The sequence below is a fragment of the Methylobacterium phyllostachyos genome (assembly GCF_900103445.1).
Classification (GTDB): Bacteria; Pseudomonadota; Alphaproteobacteria; order Rhizobiales; family Beijerinckiaceae; genus Methylobacterium; species Methylobacterium phyllostachyos.
The window spans coordinates 1-14,705 of the sequence record NZ_FNHS01000001.1; the positions used below are offsets into that span (position 1 = coordinate 1).

Annotated in this window: 10 protein-coding genes; 6 read left to right on the forward strand and 4 right to left on the reverse strand. The window is 69.3% G+C overall.

Features of this window, described 5'->3' with window-relative positions; all coding sequences use genetic code 11:
• Positions 1 to 16: 16 nt before the first annotated feature.
• The 4 genes from BLQ49_RS00005 to BLQ49_RS00020 form a co-directional block, all read right to left on the reverse strand.
• Positions 17 to 960, reverse strand: a protein-coding gene (locus BLQ49_RS00005; protein WP_091712264.1) for an IS630 family transposase whose coding sequence is annotated in 2 segments (ribosomal slippage) — positions 17 to 624 and positions 624 to 960 — 945 coding nt in all. Because the reading frame shifts where the segments join, the coding sequence is not laid out codon by codon here.
• A gap of 90 nt (positions 961 to 1,050) precedes the next feature.
• Positions 1,051 to 2,649, reverse strand: a complete 1,599-nt coding sequence (purH, locus tag BLQ49_RS00010; protein WP_091712267.1) for a bifunctional phosphoribosylaminoimidazolecarboxamide formyltransferase/IMP cyclohydrolase — start codon at positions 2,647 to 2,649, stop codon at positions 1,051 to 1,053.
• A gap of 69 nt (positions 2,650 to 2,718) precedes the next feature.
• On the reverse strand, positions 2,719 to 4,467 hold the full coding sequence (locus BLQ49_RS00015) for a heparinase II/III family protein (protein WP_091712269.1): 1,749 nt from the start codon (positions 4,465 to 4,467) through the stop codon (positions 2,719 to 2,721).
• Positions 4,468 to 4,622: 155 nt separating this feature from the next.
• Entirely contained in the window at positions 4,623 to 5,570 is a 948-nt protein-coding gene (locus BLQ49_RS00020) for a metal ABC transporter substrate-binding protein (RefSeq protein ID WP_091712271.1), read from the reverse strand.
• Positions 5,571 to 5,727: 157 nt separating this feature from the next.
• On the opposite strand from BLQ49_RS00020, the gene BLQ49_RS00025 reads away from it, so the two are divergent.
• From BLQ49_RS00025 to oxc, 6 genes are all read left to right on the forward strand, one after another.
• Positions 5,728 to 6,261, forward strand: coding sequence for a Spy/CpxP family protein refolding chaperone (locus tag BLQ49_RS00025; RefSeq protein WP_091712273.1), 534 nt, complete (start codon positions 5,728 to 5,730; stop codon positions 6,259 to 6,261).
• A 94-nt stretch (positions 6,262 to 6,355) separates the two neighbouring features.
• Positions 6,356 to 8,116 (forward strand): ABC transporter ATP-binding protein, encoded by a 1,761-nt coding sequence (locus BLQ49_RS00030; protein WP_091712275.1) that lies wholly within the window; start codon positions 6,356 to 6,358, stop codon positions 8,114 to 8,116.
• Positions 8,117 to 8,276: 160 nt separating this feature from the next.
• Positions 8,277 to 9,296, forward strand: coding sequence for a branched-chain amino acid aminotransferase (locus tag BLQ49_RS00035; RefSeq protein ID WP_425283963.1), 1,020 nt, complete (start codon positions 8,277 to 8,279; stop codon positions 9,294 to 9,296).
• A gap of 258 nt (positions 9,297 to 9,554) precedes the next feature.
• A complete protein-coding gene (locus BLQ49_RS00040; RefSeq protein WP_091712279.1) occupies positions 9,555 to 11,384 on the forward strand; it encodes a DEAD/DEAH box helicase family protein in 1,830 nt (609 codons plus the stop codon).
• A gap of 242 nt (positions 11,385 to 11,626) precedes the next feature.
• Positions 11,627 to 12,913, forward strand: a complete 1,287-nt coding sequence (gene oxlT, locus BLQ49_RS00045; RefSeq protein WP_091712281.1) for an oxalate/formate MFS antiporter — start codon at positions 11,627 to 11,629, stop codon at positions 12,911 to 12,913.
• Between the two features lie 46 nt (positions 12,914 to 12,959).
• Positions 12,960 to 14,705, forward strand: coding sequence for an oxalyl-CoA decarboxylase (gene oxc, locus BLQ49_RS00050; protein WP_091712286.1), 1,746 nt, complete (start codon positions 12,960 to 12,962; stop codon positions 14,703 to 14,705).

Here is a 14,705-nt window from a genome sequence, read left to right on the forward strand (position 1 = left end):
CTAGAGCATTTTCGTTTTAATCTGGATCGTAGCCTGCCGCAGCAAAGAAGTTGGCGCACTCGTCTGGGGTGACGGTGTCGATAAGCCGTCCGATGGCTGACCATAGCCCTTCGACGGTGCGCTCGGCGGCCTTGCGCAGCAGCGCCTTGAGCTTGGAGAAAGCCATCTCGATCGGGTTGAAGTCCGGCGAGTAGGGCGGGAGGAACAGCAGTCGCGCGCCCGCTGCCTCGATGGCCGCGCGCGCAGCTGGGCCTTTGTGGCTGCCGAGGTTGTCCATCACGACGATGTCGCCGGGCGTGAGTTCGGGCACCAGCACGCGCTCGACGTAAGTCTGGAAGGCGTCGCGGTTGATCGGCCCGTCCAGCACGAACGGCGCGGCGATCCCGGACAGGCGCAGACCCGCCACCAGGGTGGTGGTCTTCCAATGACCGTGCGGCACGGGTGAGCGCAACCGCTCCCCACGCGGTGAGCGCCCGCGGGTGCGGGCCATATTGGTGGCGGTCCAGGTCTCGTCGAGGAACACGAGGCGGCTGGGATCGAGGTCGGGCTGGCCCTCAAACCACGCCTCGCGGGCGGCCTTCACGTCCGGGCGATCCTGCTCGGTCGCGTGGGCTGTCTTTTTTTGTACGTCAGGCCACGCGCGTCGAGGAAAGCCCACAGGGTGCCCAGCCCGACTGTGAGCGCGTGTTCCTCCCGCAGGCGGACCCGCATCTCCTCCAGGGTGATGTCGTCCCGATCGGCGATCAGGCCGCGCAGGAACGCCTCGTGCGGATCGAGCTTGGAGCGGCGCGCCCGCCCTTGTGGCCGGGCCGCCACTGTGCCGGTCGTGGCCAGTGCCGTCATCCAGCGGACCGCCGTTGCGGCACCGACCCCGAAGCGCTTGGCCGCTTGCCGACGCGAGGTCGCACCTGCCGCGTCCACCACCCGCTCACGCAGATCCTGGCTGTAGGGTCGGCCCATGCTCTGCTCCTCATCTGGAGCGCGCAATGAATCAACTCGACAGCCCGACGTGAACCCCAACTGGCCGATTCAGCTCAAACCGAAAACGCTCTAGTGCCGGAAGTGCCTGTGGCCCGTGAAGACCATAGCGAGACCGGCCGCATCGGCCGCGGCGATCACGTCCGCGTCGCGCATCGAGCCGCCGGGCTGAATCACCGCCGTGGCGCCCGCCTCCGCCGCCGCCATCAGGCCGTCGGCGAAGGGAAAGAACGCGTCCGACGCCACCACCGAGCCGACGGCAAGGCTCTCGGACAGGCCGAGGCGCTGGGCTCCCTCAGCGGCTTTCCAGGCGGCGATACGGGAGGAATCGACCCGTGACATCTGGCCAGCCCCGATTCCCACCGTGGCGCCGCCCTTGGCGTACACGATGGCGTTGGACTTCACGTGCTTGGCGACCCGATAGGCAAAGCGCAGATCGGCGAGTTCCGCCTCGCTCGGCGCGCGCTTGGTGACGACCTTGAGCGGCATGTCGTCGACGACGGCCGCATCCCGGGCCTGGACCAGGAGCCCTCCGGCGAGCGACCGAACGACGTCGCCGGCCGCCCGTGGGTCGGGCAGGCCGCCGGCCAGAAGCAACCGCAGGTTCTTCTTGGACGCCACGATGGCGGCGGCTTCCGGGGTGGCGTCCGGGGCGATGATCACCTCGGTGAAGATCTCGACGATCTTCTCCGCCGCCGCGGCATCCAGGGTCCAGTTGAGCGCCACAATGCCGCCGAAGGCCGATGTCGGATCACAGCTCAAGGCCCGCTCGTAGGCCGCGAGCAGGCTCGTCCCCTCGGCGACGCCGCAGGGATTGGCGTGCTTGATGATCGCCACCGCGGCGGTGCGGGCCGGATCGAACTCGGCGACGCATTCGTAGGCGGCGTCCGTGTCGTTGAAGTTGTTGTAGGACAGCTCCTTGCCCTGGAGCTGGCGGGCGGTCGCCACGCCCGCGCGGGGCTTGCCCGGATTGCGGTAGAAGGCGGCCGTCTGATGCGGATTCTCGCCGTAGCGCAGCCCCTGTCCGAGGCTCCCCCCGAAGGCTCGGAACGGCGCCGGCTCGTCCGCACCGAATCGGCCGGCCATCCAGTTGGCGATGGCGGCGTCGTAGGCCGCCGTGCGGGCGAAGGCCTTCTGCGCCAGGCGTCGACGCAGCTCCGCTCCGGTGGCCCCGTCCTGTGCCTCCAGCGCGGCGAGCACGGCGGCATAGTCCGAGACGTCCGTGACGACGGCCACATCCGCATGGTTCTTGGCTGCCGCCCGAATCATCGCCGGGCCGCCGACATCGATGTTCTCGATGCAATCGGCATCGGGCTTATCGGCCGCGATCGTCGCCTCGAACGGGTAGAGGTTGACCACCAGAAGGTCGATCGCCCCAATCCCGTGGGCGGCGAGCGCGGCCTGATGCTCGGGGTTGTCGCGAATCGCGAGCAGGCCGCCATGCACCGTTGGGTGCAGGGTCTTCACCCGGCCGTCCATCATCTCGGGGAAGCCGGTCAAGTCGGCAACCTCGGTCACCGGCAGTCCGGCTTCCCGCAGCGTCCGGTGCGTGCCCCCCGTGGAGATCAAATCGACACCGCGGGCGTGGAGCGCCCGGGCGAAGTCGACGAGACCGGTCTTGTCGGAGACCGAGAGGAGCGCGCGGGAGACCCGCACCTGATCGTGCGCCATAGCTTCGTGCCGGAGTTCGAGATTTTCGGGCGCGGTAGCATGGAAACGGGGAACCGGGCCAGCCGCGTGTCAGGCTGGCGCTACGCCCCGCAGCGGCGCCGAGGCCAGGCGCTCAAAACTCCAGCGCACCTCGACATCCTCCGATACCCGCAGGTGCAGCACGATCTGATCCGTGCGTCGCGCGCCCGTCAGACCGGAGAAGTAGACGCTCTCCTCCAGGGCGATCTCGGCATTCTCCGCTTGGAACTGCCAGATCTCACCCAGAGCTGAGGCAAGTTCGAGCCCCCCGGGCACCCCGCGCACGGCGATACCGGGATGCAGATGGAAGCGGATCGCCACGTCGTGGGGGCGGCGGCGCACGCGGCTGCCCGCCTTGCCGTGACGCAGGAAGGCATCGCGGCCCTCGACCCGCGCCGTCGCCGGAAAAAGCTGCCAGCGCCGCTCGTGGATGATGCCGAAGTCCGGCGCGAAGCCATCGTGCCGGGCCGCCAGGGTCACGCTATCGGCATCCTCGGCCCGCTCCGCCGCAACCGCGGACGGCCCGCTCAACACCACGGGGCCACGCCGTCGGATCAGCCACTCGGCGAGCTGCCGCTCACCCACCCAGCCGGTCTGGGTCAGGAACCGGCACGAGGAGGCGTGGTCCACGGAGGCGGTGGAGTGGGCCGGCGTCGAGCGGGCCAGCAGACGCAGCTCCGGTCCGCTCGCCGGCAGGCCGCAATTGACGACGATGCGCTGCGGGCCGCTCGACATCTCGAAGGCGAGGCAGCCCGCCCCGGCATGCACCGAGTACGGCAGTGGCGGGCTCGCGCCCACATCGGCCACGATCACGATTCGGCCGCCCTCCAGGCGTTCGTAACCGCTGTTCGGCGCGTGCATCAGCGGCCGGGCGAGTGCCCCATCGTATACCAGCAGTGTCGCGAGGTGGTCGGCGTCGGTGGCGCCCATGCCGTTGAAGTGGCTCAACGAGGCGTCCGGATGGCGCAGCAGGCGCAGCAGTGGCAGCATGCGGTCGACCGCGTGCAGCAGCGCCATCGGCGGTTCGACGCTGCGGCTGAGGTAGCTCTGGCGCAGCGGCAGCAGATCGAGGAGCAGCTCCATGGCGAAGCGCGGATCCCGGGAGCGGTGGCCGCCATCGGGTAGGATCTGCCGTTCGAGTTCCCGCGACAGGATCCGGGTCGCCCGCCGCAGGATCGGCTGAATGCCGTCACAGCACAGGCCGGCGTAGCAGAGCGCCACGGCGGCGTTCAGGCGCCATTGTGGCGGTACGCCCCGCCGCAGGTCGCGTTCGAGCTGCTGCGCGTTGCGCGCGATGGCCTTGAGGAAGCTCTGGTAGAAGGCGTGATCCGCCCCCTCCAGAACCAGAGGGGACTGGCACAGGAACGAGATCAGCCGCCGCGCCGCCACGGGGGTCTGGCGGGCGAGCATCGGGTCACCCCGTCCGGCGATGAAATCCGCCACGAAGGCGCGGGCATTCGCCCGGGCCAGAGCCGTGTCGGCGGCGCGCAGGTGGCGCAGCCAGCCGAAGCCGTAGAGCTCGTCGGCCCATTCCGGCGACGGCGCGGCGTAATCGAAGGGCGAGCCGCCGCTCGCCGCCAGCGACCGACCGGCGAACACGAACAGCCCCGCATAGATGTCGTCGGCGAAGGTCGCGTCGGAGGTCCGCAGATCCTGCGGAGCGATCACCAGCCCGGTCACCCGCATCCGCGCGAGGATGTCGGGCGAGCCGGTCAGGCTGGCGCCGGCCGCGCGGACCGTGCGCGCGGCCTCCCGGGCGAAGAGCCGATAGAAGCGCCAGCGGTCAGGCCCCCAAGCCACGCGATCTCCGAGCTGCGCATTCCGACAAGGCTCCACGGCCCTGAGCCCTCGCGGACGAGGATCGGGTGGCACCCGTGACGTAAGGCTAGAGGGGGCCTCTTAACCGTCGGTTTACGCTATGTCATGCCCGTCGCCATGCAGAGGCGAGGCGGGCATCAACCCGACGCCAGGGCCTTTGCGAAGGCGCGTAGGTTCGCGTGCATCAGATCGAGGTAGGTCGCCGCGGGACCGGCCGGACCCGACAGGGCATCGGAGTACACCTTGCCGCCAATGCGCGCACCGCTCTCCCGGCCGATCTGTTCCATCTGCCGCGGGTCGCTGATGTTCTCCAGGAACACCGCCGGGATGTGATCGCGGCGGATCTGCCGGATGATTTCGGCCACGTCCCGTGGACTGGCCTCACTGTCGGTGGAGACGCCCTGCGGGGCCACGAACGTGAGGCCGTAGGCCGCCGCGAAGTAGCCGAAGGCGTCATGGGTCGTGATGATCTTGCGCCGCTCCGGCGGGATGCCGGCAATCGTCGTGCGCACGTCCCGATCCAGGGCATCGAGCTTGGCGATATAGGCGGTGGCGGCCTCCCGGTAGGCGGCGGCATGGCCCGGATCGACCTTAACGAGACCATCCCGGATGTTGGCGACGTAGATCCGAACGTTGGCGACATTCTGCCAAGCGTGCGGGTCGAGCGCGTGGTCGCCGCGATCGTGGCCGCCGTCTTCGTGCGCATGCTCATCCGCAACGGATAGCGGTGTCACCCCCGCGGAGGCGACAACCACCGGCGCGCGCGTGCCCGAGGCGCGGATCAGCCGGTCGAGCCAGCCCTCGAGCCCGAGGCCGTTGACGAAGACGATATCGGCCCCGGCGAGCTTGCGGGCATCGGCCGGCGTCGGACTGAAACCGTGGGCATCGGAATCCGGCCCGACGAGCGTCGACACGATCACGTGCTCGCCGCCGACAGCCCGGACCAGATCCCCCAGGATCGAGAAGCTCGCCACCGCCCGGACCGGGCTCCCGTCCGGCGCCGCCTGGGCCGGGGTCGCGAGACACAGGGCCTGGAGCGCGAAGCCGAGGACGGCTCCAACCCAGATCCGGATCATTCCCGCCATCCGTGCCACCACGCCACCTCCGCGTCACCAACCGGGGCTGCCAGTAATGTAACATTGTTACATACACAAGCCGGATACAGGCCCGCGCTTCGATAGGCGGCATCGGGTGCCATCGCGGCCGGACCGCGGGCATCGCGAGCGTGAGACGGAGGTTTCCATGTCCCGACGTTTGAGAGCCGCCCTCTTGGTCACCGGTGCCCTCGGCCTGGGGCTGGCGGGCGCTGCGGCGGCACACGAACATGGGCGCGGCGGGTTCCGGGGCCATGGCCGCTGGAGCGCGCTGAGCCCCGAGGACCGGGCGGCCTTCACGGATGCCCGGATCGCCGCCCTCCACGCCGGCCTGAAGCTGAACGCCGATCAGGAGAAACTGTGGCCGCCGGTAGAATCCGCCATCCGCGACATGGCCAAGCTACGCCAGCAGCGGCACGAGGCGATGCGCGACCGGCCGCGGTTCAGCGACGACGCCCCCGCCGCCCTGCGCGCCATGGCGGATGCCGCGACCGCCCGCGGCGAGGCCCTGCGCAAGCTCGCCGACGCGTCGCAGCCGCTCTACGCCAGCCTGGATCAGGACCAGAAGCGGCGCGCCATGATCCTCGCCCGGCCCATGGGACCCATGGGTGGTCACGGGATGCGGGGCGGACGGCATCACGACGAGGGCGACGATCACGGGCCGCACGGCGACGACCACTGACCCAAAAACCTTGATCCGCGGCGGCGGCGGCGGCAAACCCGCTGCCGCCGTGCCTCTTCTACGAGGGCGGCGCTGTTCCGACCCGGTAGGTTTCATGGCGCGCCTTCCCGGCGACACGGCTCCCCTCCTCGCCCGGCTCTGGCGTATCTGGCTCTATCCGCATCGAGCCACCCTCGCGGTGGTGCTGGTGCTGATCGCTCTGGTCGGAGCCTCGACGGGTCTTTACCCGGCACTGATCAAGGCGGCGTTCGACGCCTTCGACCGCAAAGACGCGGCGGCGATCGCCTACGGGCCGCTGGTGGTCATCGTGGTCACCGCCACCCGCGGCTTCGCGCTCTACGGCCAGACGGTGCTCACCAACCGGGTCGTCACCCGGGTCGAGGCCGACATGCAGGCGGCGCTCTACGGCCATCTGATCGATTCCGACCTCGCCCAACTCGGCCGCGAGAGCCCGGCGGCGCTGACCCAGCGCTTCACCACCGACTTCGCCTTCATCAAGGAGGCACTGACCCGCATCTCGACGGTGCTTCTGCGCGACATCGCCATGTTGATCGGCCTCGTGGCGGCGCTGCTCTGGATGGATCCGGTGCTGACCCTCGTGGCCGGCGTCGCGGTGCCGTTCGTCGCCGGTCCGATCGGGCGGATTGGCAAGAAGCTGCGGCGGGTCTCGACCTCGACGCAGGAGCAGATGGGCGCCACCGCCAGCCTGATCTCCGAGAGCCTGCAGGGCGCGCGCGTCGCCAAGACCTACGCGATGGAGGCTTACCTGAAGGGTCGCGCCGCCCAAGCCCTCGACGAGGTGCGCCGCCTCAAGATGAAGGCTGCCAATGCTCGCGGCCGCCTCGACCCACTGCTCGAGATCGGCGGTGGCATCGCAGTGGCGGGCGTGCTGGTGCTGGTTGGGCAGCGGGTGCTGGCGGGAGAGAAGACGGTCGGCGACTTCACCGGCTACGTGGCGGCCCTGCTGCTCGCGGCCCAGCCGGCCCGGGCGCTCGGCAATCTCAACGCCATCCTGCAGGAGGCGGCAGCGGCGCTGCGGCGCTACTTCGACGTGATGGACGAGGCCCCGGCCATCCGCGAGGCGCCCGATGCCCGGCCGCTGACCGTGACCGAAGGAGCGATCCGCTTCGAGGGCGTCCAGTTCCGTTACAGGCCGGATGCGCCGGCGCTGGAGGGCATCGATCTTCACGTCCCGGCCGCGTCGGTCACGGCTCTGGTCGGGCGCTCCGGCTCCGGGAAATCCTCCCTGCTCAACCTCGTGCCCCGGCTCTACGACGTGAATGCGGGCCGGGTGACCATCGACGGCCAGGACGTCCGCGCCGTGACGCTCGCCTCGCTGCGTGCCGCCGTGGCGGTGGTCTCGCAGGAGGTGGTGCTGTTCGACGATACGATTGCCGCCAATATCGGGTTCGGCCGCCCCGAAGCCTCCCGCGCCGAGATCGAGGCAGCGGCCCAGGCCGCCGCGGCGCACGGGTTCGTCTCGGCCCTGGCCGAGGGCTACGACTTCCGGGTCGGCCCCGGCGGCGGACGGCTCTCGGGCGGCGAGCGGCAGCGGGTGGCGCTCGCCCGCGCCTTCCTGAAGGACGCGCCGATCCTGCTCCTCGACGAGGCGACCTCGGCCCTTGATTCCGAATCGGAACGCCTCGTCCAGGAGGCTTTGACCCGGCTGATGCGCGGCCGGACCACCCTGGTGATCGCCCACCGTCTCTCGACCGTGCGGGAGGCCGATCAGATCGCCGTGATGGAAGCCGGCCGCGTCATCGAGATCGGGCGGCACCATGACCTGCTGGCGACCGGCGGCGCCTACGCGCGCCTGCACCGGCTTCAGCTCTCGGAGCCTGCGGCGGCGGAGTGACTCGCGTGTCCGGCATTACCATCATGCGCCGGCTCCGTAGATTCGCGCGCCGGAGCGCGCCATAAGAGCCTCAGTCGATGAGGACCCCACCGTGAGCGACCTGACGTTCGAGATCAAAAGCCACCCGAATCCGCGGAGCGCCGAGGAGCGGGCCGCCGTGATGGCAAATCCCGGCTTCGGCAAGGTGTTCACCGACCACATGGTCGTGGCGCGCTACTCGGCCGGCCGTGGCTGGCACGACGCGCAGATCAAGGCCCGCGAGGCGATTCCCCTCGATCCGGCCGCCGCGGTGCTGCACTACGCGCAGGAGATTTTTGAGGGGCTGAAGGCCTATCGGACCGCCGATGGCGGCGCCGCCCTGTTCCGGCCGGACGCGAACGCGCGCCGCTTCCGCCACTCGGCCGAGCGTCTGGCGATCCCGCCCTTCCCCGAGGACGCCTTCGTCCAGGCGATGCACGAGCTCGTCAAGCTCGACCGCGCCTGGATCCCCGATACGGCGGATGGCAGCCTCTATCTCCGTCCGTTCATGATCGCCACCGAGGCGTTCCTGGGGGTGAAGCCGGCCTCCGAATACCTGTTCCTCACCATCGCGTCAGCGGTGGGCTCGTACTTCAAGGATCCGAACAGCACCGTCACGGTCTGGGTCTCGGAGCACTACACGCGGGCCGCCCCGGGCGGCACCGGCGCGGCCAAGTGCGGCGGCAACTACGCGGCGAGCCTCGCGGCGCAATCGGAGGCGACCGCGCAGGGCTGCGAGCAGGTGGTGTTCCTCGACGCGGTGGAGCGTCGCTACATCGAAGAGCTTGGCGGCATGAACGTGTTCTTCGTGTTCGAGGACGGCACGCTGGTCACGCCGCCGCTCTCGGACAGCATCCTGCACGGCATCACCCGCGACTCGGTGCTCACCCTGGCGAAGGAAGCCGGCCTCACCGTGAAGGAGGAGCCCTACGCGATCGACGCATGGCGCGCCGACGTCCGGGAGGGCCGCCTCACCGAGGCCTTCGCCTGCGGCACCGCCGCGGTCATCACGCCGATCGGCACCGTGAAGGGCCGCGAGGAGAGCTTCACCATCGGGAACGGCAAGGCCGGGCCGGTGGCGCAGAAGCTGCGGAATCTTCTGGTCGATATCCAGCGGGGCAACACGAATGATGCCCATGGCTGGTTCCAGAAGGTTTTTTGAGACTTTTCAGTCACTTGCGTTGGCAGGGAGCGCGGCAGGTTTACCCAGCCTGTTCACTGGCCCTGCCGCGGGCCCTCCCTCCCCCCTTTGCGGGGGAGGGTGGCCCCCGCAGGGGGTCGGGAGAGGGGAACGACGGTGCAGGACCGGGCTCCGCCCTTCATGCCGGTCTCGCTTTTTCCTGAACCCGCGCTCCCCTCTCCCGACCCGGCCTGACGGCCGGCCCACCCTCCCCCGCAGAGGGGGGAGGGAGACGCGCGGATGACCGATCCGGCGGCCACCACATCAGAACTTCCCATCGGCCCCTGGAACCCGGGCGTCCGCTCCGACCTGCCCGCCGCCTTCCTGCCGCTCGTCACCGTTTACCGCCCGGAGCACGTCGAGACGCTGCTGCGTGACGCCCTCGATCTCAGCGACCTGTGCGGCCTGCCGGCCCGTCAGCTCACACGCTTCCGGGCGAGCCGCCTCGTCGTCCACGAGGTGCTGATCCGGGTCATGTCGGATCTCTCCGTGCCGGTGGGCGCGGTCTACGCCGATCTCGGCGTGAATTTTCGCGCGATCGTCGCCACGATCCTGCGCGAGGGCGTCGAGCCCCGCATCGGCGAGGTCGAGGCCGCCCTGACGCGGATCCGCACCGAGGCAGACGCAGTCCTCACCCGCGAGATCGCCGCCATTCTGGACGATCCGCCAGCCCCGCCCCCACCGGAGCCGGGCTGGCTCGACCGGCTGCTCGGCCGGCGCCCGCCCGCGGTCGAAGCGCCGCGCGTGGACCGCGCGACCCGGGCCCTGCTGCACATCGAATCCTGGCAGCGGCGCGCCTCGGAGTCCGGCGACGGCCTTGAGATCGCCGCCTGCGAAGCGCTGCGCACGGTCGTATCGGGCCTCATCGCCCGGCAGAACACGCTGATCCGCGACCCCGGCCTCCTGCGCAGCCTTGCCGGGACGCTGGTCAGCAACGGTTACGGCAGCCGCCGCATCGGCGAGATGATCGAGCCCTGGATCGCCGCCGTGATCGAGGCTCGCGGCTACCGGCGGCTCGCCGCCCAGGCCCATCCGGTGGTGATGAACGTCAAGGGCGCCTCGGCCTCCGGCAAGAGCACGATCCGCCCCTATCAGCTCGGCCTCGCCCGGCGCCTCGGCATGGCGTGGTCCGACTTCGCAGTGATCACCCCGGATGTCTGGCGCAAGTACCTGCTCGATTACGATAGCCTCGGTCCGGCCGCCCGCTATGCGGGAACGCTGACAGGTTACGAGGTCGAGATCATCGACATGAAGCTCGATCGCTACGTCACCCGCAAGGCGGCCGAGCGGCGGATCTCGAACCTGCTGATCGACCGGTTCCGGTTCGACAGCTTCCAGGCCGAGGCCGGCTCGGACGGGGGCGGCCAGCTGCTCACCCGGTTCGGCGATCGGGTCTACATGCAGTTCATGGTCACCCCGCCGGCCGACACCGTGGAGCGCGCCTGGCAGCGCGGCGAGATGTTCGGCCGCTACAAGGCGGTGGAGGACCTGCTGGCCCACAATGTCGAGGCCTATACTGGCATGCCGCGCCTGTTCTTCAACTGGGCGCTGGCGCGCGACAAGCAGGTGGTCTGCGAGTTCCTCGACAACAGCGTGCCACTCGGCGAGCGCCCACGCACCATCGCGTTCTGGGCCGACGGGATTCTCAACATTCTCGACGTGAAGGGGCTGATCGACATCGACCGCTTCCGCAAGGTCGACATCTTTGCGCGCGCGCCCGAAGCGGTTTTCAAGGGCGCCGACCTCGCGGCACCCGCCAATACCGGGTTCCTGCGGGAATGCCTGCGCCGGATGGCGGCGATCCGCTTCGTGCAGGCCGAGACCGGTCGGGCGATCCTGCGGCTCGACCGTGGCCGGCTCACGGGGCTCAACCGCGACGCCTTCGCGGCTCTCGGCGACGGGCCGGACTGGGCGGCCGCTCGGGCGCTGATCGGCGTGCCGGCCGATACGACTGCGATCCCCACCCTAGACGAGACGCTGAATCCGGCCGAGGAGCCCACGCTCGGAGCCTGGGGTCCGCCCGCGGCTTCTGAAGCGGCCTCTCGAACGGTCGGTGCGGATCTGACCTGACGGACACCGCTCGCGCACGCGGTGCCGTGCCCGTGGACGCCGTGCGGTCTACGAGTCAGAGTTGTAGGCTGCGGCGCTGAACACTCGTATTCCGGTCAAGCGGAAAAATATCTCCGGACTGACAGTTCATTCGGACCGTCTCGCTCTGGTATATTGCATGCCTGGAAGGGATGTGCATGATTGAGCCCGCAATCGAGACGCCGCCACCGCAAGGCCGCGCCGCCCAAGAGAGAGGCTTAGGGATGGAACGCCAGGATTCGCCGTCGGCGAAATGGTGGCAGCTCGCCTTCGGCGTGATCTGCATGGCCATGATCGCCAACCTCCAATACGGTTGGACATTGTTCGTCGATCCGATCGATCAGCGCTATCACTGGGGCCGGGCTGCGATCCAGCTCGCCTTTACGCTGTTCGTCGCCACGGAGACCTGGCTGGTCCCGGTCGAGGCGTGGTTCGTGGACCGCTACGGCCCGAAGATCGTGGTCGCCTTCGGCGGCGTGATGATCGCCTTGGCCTGGACGATCGACGCCTATGCCGACAGCCTGTTCATGCTCTACCTCGGGGCGGTGATCGCCGGCATCGGCGCCGGTTCGGTCTACGGCACCTGCGTGGGCAACGCCCTCAAGTGGTTCCCCCATCGGCGCGGCCTCGCGGCTGGTGCCACGGCAGCCGGCTTCGGCGCGGGCGCGGCCATCACGGTGGTGCCGATCGCCCGGATGATCGCCAACAGCGGCTATCAGGACGCATTCCTCTATTTCGGGATCGGCCAGGGCGCCGTCGTGCTGGCCCTCGCCTTCCTGTTGCGTAAGCCGTCGACGATCACCCAGGTTCAGCGCAAGAGCCTGCGCCTGCCTCAGACCAAGGTGGACCGCAGCCCGCGCGAGGCCGTGCGCACCCCGGTCTTCTGGGTCATGTACGCGATGTTCGTGATGGTGGCCTCCGGCGGCCTGATGGCGGCGGCGCAGATCGCCCCGATCGCCCACGACTTCCAGGTGGCGGGCGTGCCGGTGAGCCTGTTCGGCCTCCAGATGGCGGCGCTGACGCTGGCGATCTCGCTCGACCGGATCTTTGATGGGTTCGGGCGGCCGTTCTTCGGCTTCGTCTCCGACCATATCGGCCGCGAGAACACGATGTTCATCGCCTTCTCGACGGCAGCAGCGGCGGTGATCGTGCTGCTCACCTACGGTCACAACCCGATGGTGTTCGTCCTGGCCACGGCCGTGTATTTCGGGGTGTTCGGCGAGATCTACTCGCTGTTCCCGGCGACCTGCGGCGACACGTTCGGCTCGAAGTATGCCGCCAGCAATGCCGGCCTGCTCTACACCGCCAAGGGCACAGCCGCCTTCCTCGTGCCCTTCGCGAGCCTGCTCTCGGCGGCCTACGGCTGGTCGGCGGTGTTCACGCTGATCATCGTGCTCAACGTCACGGCGGCAGCGCTGGCCATGTTCCTGCTTCGCCCGATGCGCGCCCGCTACCTCGCCGCGGATGACGCCCCCACGGCGCTGGCCGCCCAACCGATCCGGGTGGCCTGAACGCCGCCCGCCCCTTCAGACCTGATCCGACCTTCCGGAGACTCCGATGACCGCACTCGCCAAAATCGTCCACCCCGCGCCCGAGGTCGAGGCAGAGCCCGAGCTGACCGATGGCTTCCACCTCGTCATCGACGCGCTCAAGCTCAACGGCATCGAGACGATCTACGGCGTCCCGGGCATCCCGATCACCGATCTCGGCCGCATGGCCCAGGCCGAGGGAATGCGGGTGATCTCGTTCCGTCACGAGCAGCATGCCGGCAACGCCGCGGCGATCGCAGGCTTCCTGACCCAGAAGCCGGGCATCTGCCTCACGGTCTCGGCCCCGGGCTTCCTCAACGGCCTGACCGCGCTCGCCAACGCCACCACCAACTGCTTCCCGATGATCCTCATCTCTGGGTCCTCCGAGCGTGAGATCGTCGACCTGCAGCAGGGCGACTACGAGGAGATGGACCAGCTCGCCATCGCCAAGCCCCTGTGCAAGGCCGCCTTCCGCGTGCTGCACGCGGCCGATATCGGCATCGGCGTCGCCCGTGCGATCCGCGCCGCCTGCTCGGGCCGTCCGGGCGGCGTCTACCTCGATCTGCCCGCTAAGCTGTTCGCCCAGGTGATGGACGCCGAGGCCGGCCAGAAGTCGCTGGTCAAGGTGATCGATCCGGCGCCAGCCCAGCGCCCCGCCCCCGAGGCGATCGCCCGGGCACTCGAGGTGCTGAAATCCGCCAAGCGGCCGCTGATCGTCCTCGGCAAGGGCGCCGCCTACGCGCAGGCCGACGAGGCCATCCGTTCGCTGGTCGAGACCAGCGGCATCCCCTACGTGCCGATGAGCATGGCCAAGGGCCTCCTGCCCGACACCCACCCGCTCTCGGCCGGCGCGGCACGCTCGACGGCGCTGAAGGACTCGGACGTGGTGCTGCTGATCGGCGCCCGGCTGAACTGGCTGCTGTCGCACGGCAAGGGCAAGAGCTGGGGCGAGCCGGGCTCGACCAAGTTCATCCAGATCGACATCGAGCCCCGCGAGATGGACTCGAACGTCGAAATCGTCGCCCCCGTGGTCGGCGATATCGCCTCCTGCGTGCAGGCGCTGCTCGACGGCATGGGCCAGGGCTGGCAGCAGCCCCCGTCCGACTGGATCGAGACGCTCAAGACCAAGCGCGAGGCGAACATCGCCAAGATGGCGCCGAAGCTCATGAGCAACGCCTCGCCCATGACCTTCCACGCCGCGCTCGGGGCGCTTCGCACCATCGTCAAGGAGCGGCCGGACGCGATCCTGGTCAACGAAGGCGCTAACACCCTCGACCTCGCCCGAGGCATCATCGACATGTACCAGCCGCGCAAGCGCCTGGACGTCGGCACCTGGGGCATCATGGGCATCGGGATGGGCTTCGCCGTCGCGGCCGCGGTCGAGACCGGCAAGCCGGTCCTCTGCGTCGAGGGTGACAGCGCCTTCGGCTTCTCCGGCATGGAGGTGGAGACGATCTGCCGGTACGGCCTGCCGGTCTGCATCGTGGTGTTCAACAACAACGGGATCTACCGCGGCACCGACACGGATCCGACCGGGCGTGATCCGGCCACGACGGTGTTCGTGCAGGATTCCCGCTACGACAAGATGATGGAGGCCTTCGGCGGCGTCGGCTACCACGTCACCACGCCGGACGAGCTGACCCGGGCGGTCAACGAGGCGATGAACTCGGGCCGTCCAGCGCTGGTGAACGCCGTGATCGATCCGGCCGCCGGCAGCGAGAGCGGCAATATCGGCAGCCTGAACCCGCAGAGCGGGATCAAGAAGAAGAAGTGA

Bases quoted from the DNA above. Each gene is read 5' to 3' on its own strand.
- purH (WP_091712267.1), bottom strand. From the start codon at position 2,649: ATGGCGCACGATCAGGTGCGGGTCTCCCGCGCGCTCCTCTCGGTCTCC.
- BLQ49_RS00030 (WP_091712275.1), top strand. From the start codon at position 6,356: ATGGCGCGCCTTCCCGGCGACACGGCTCCCCTCCTCGCCCGGCTCTGG.
- BLQ49_RS00020 (WP_091712271.1), bottom strand. From the start codon at position 5,570: ATGGCGGGAATGATCCGGATCTGGGTTGGAGCCGTCCTCGGCTTCGCG.
- BLQ49_RS00035 (WP_425283963.1), top strand. From the start codon at position 8,277: ATGGCAAATCCCGGCTTCGGCAAGGTGTTCACCGACCACATGGTCGTG.
- oxlT (WP_091712281.1), top strand. From the start codon at position 11,627: ATGGAACGCCAGGATTCGCCGTCGGCGAAATGGTGGCAGCTCGCCTTC.
- BLQ49_RS00040 (WP_091712279.1), top strand. From the start codon at position 9,555: ATGACCGATCCGGCGGCCACCACATCAGAACTTCCCATCGGCCCCTGG.
- oxc (WP_091712286.1), top strand. From the start codon at position 12,960: ATGACCGCACTCGCCAAAATCGTCCACCCCGCGCCCGAGGTCGAGGCA.
- BLQ49_RS00025 (WP_091712273.1), top strand. From the start codon at position 5,728: ATGTCCCGACGTTTGAGAGCCGCCCTCTTGGTCACCGGTGCCCTCGGC.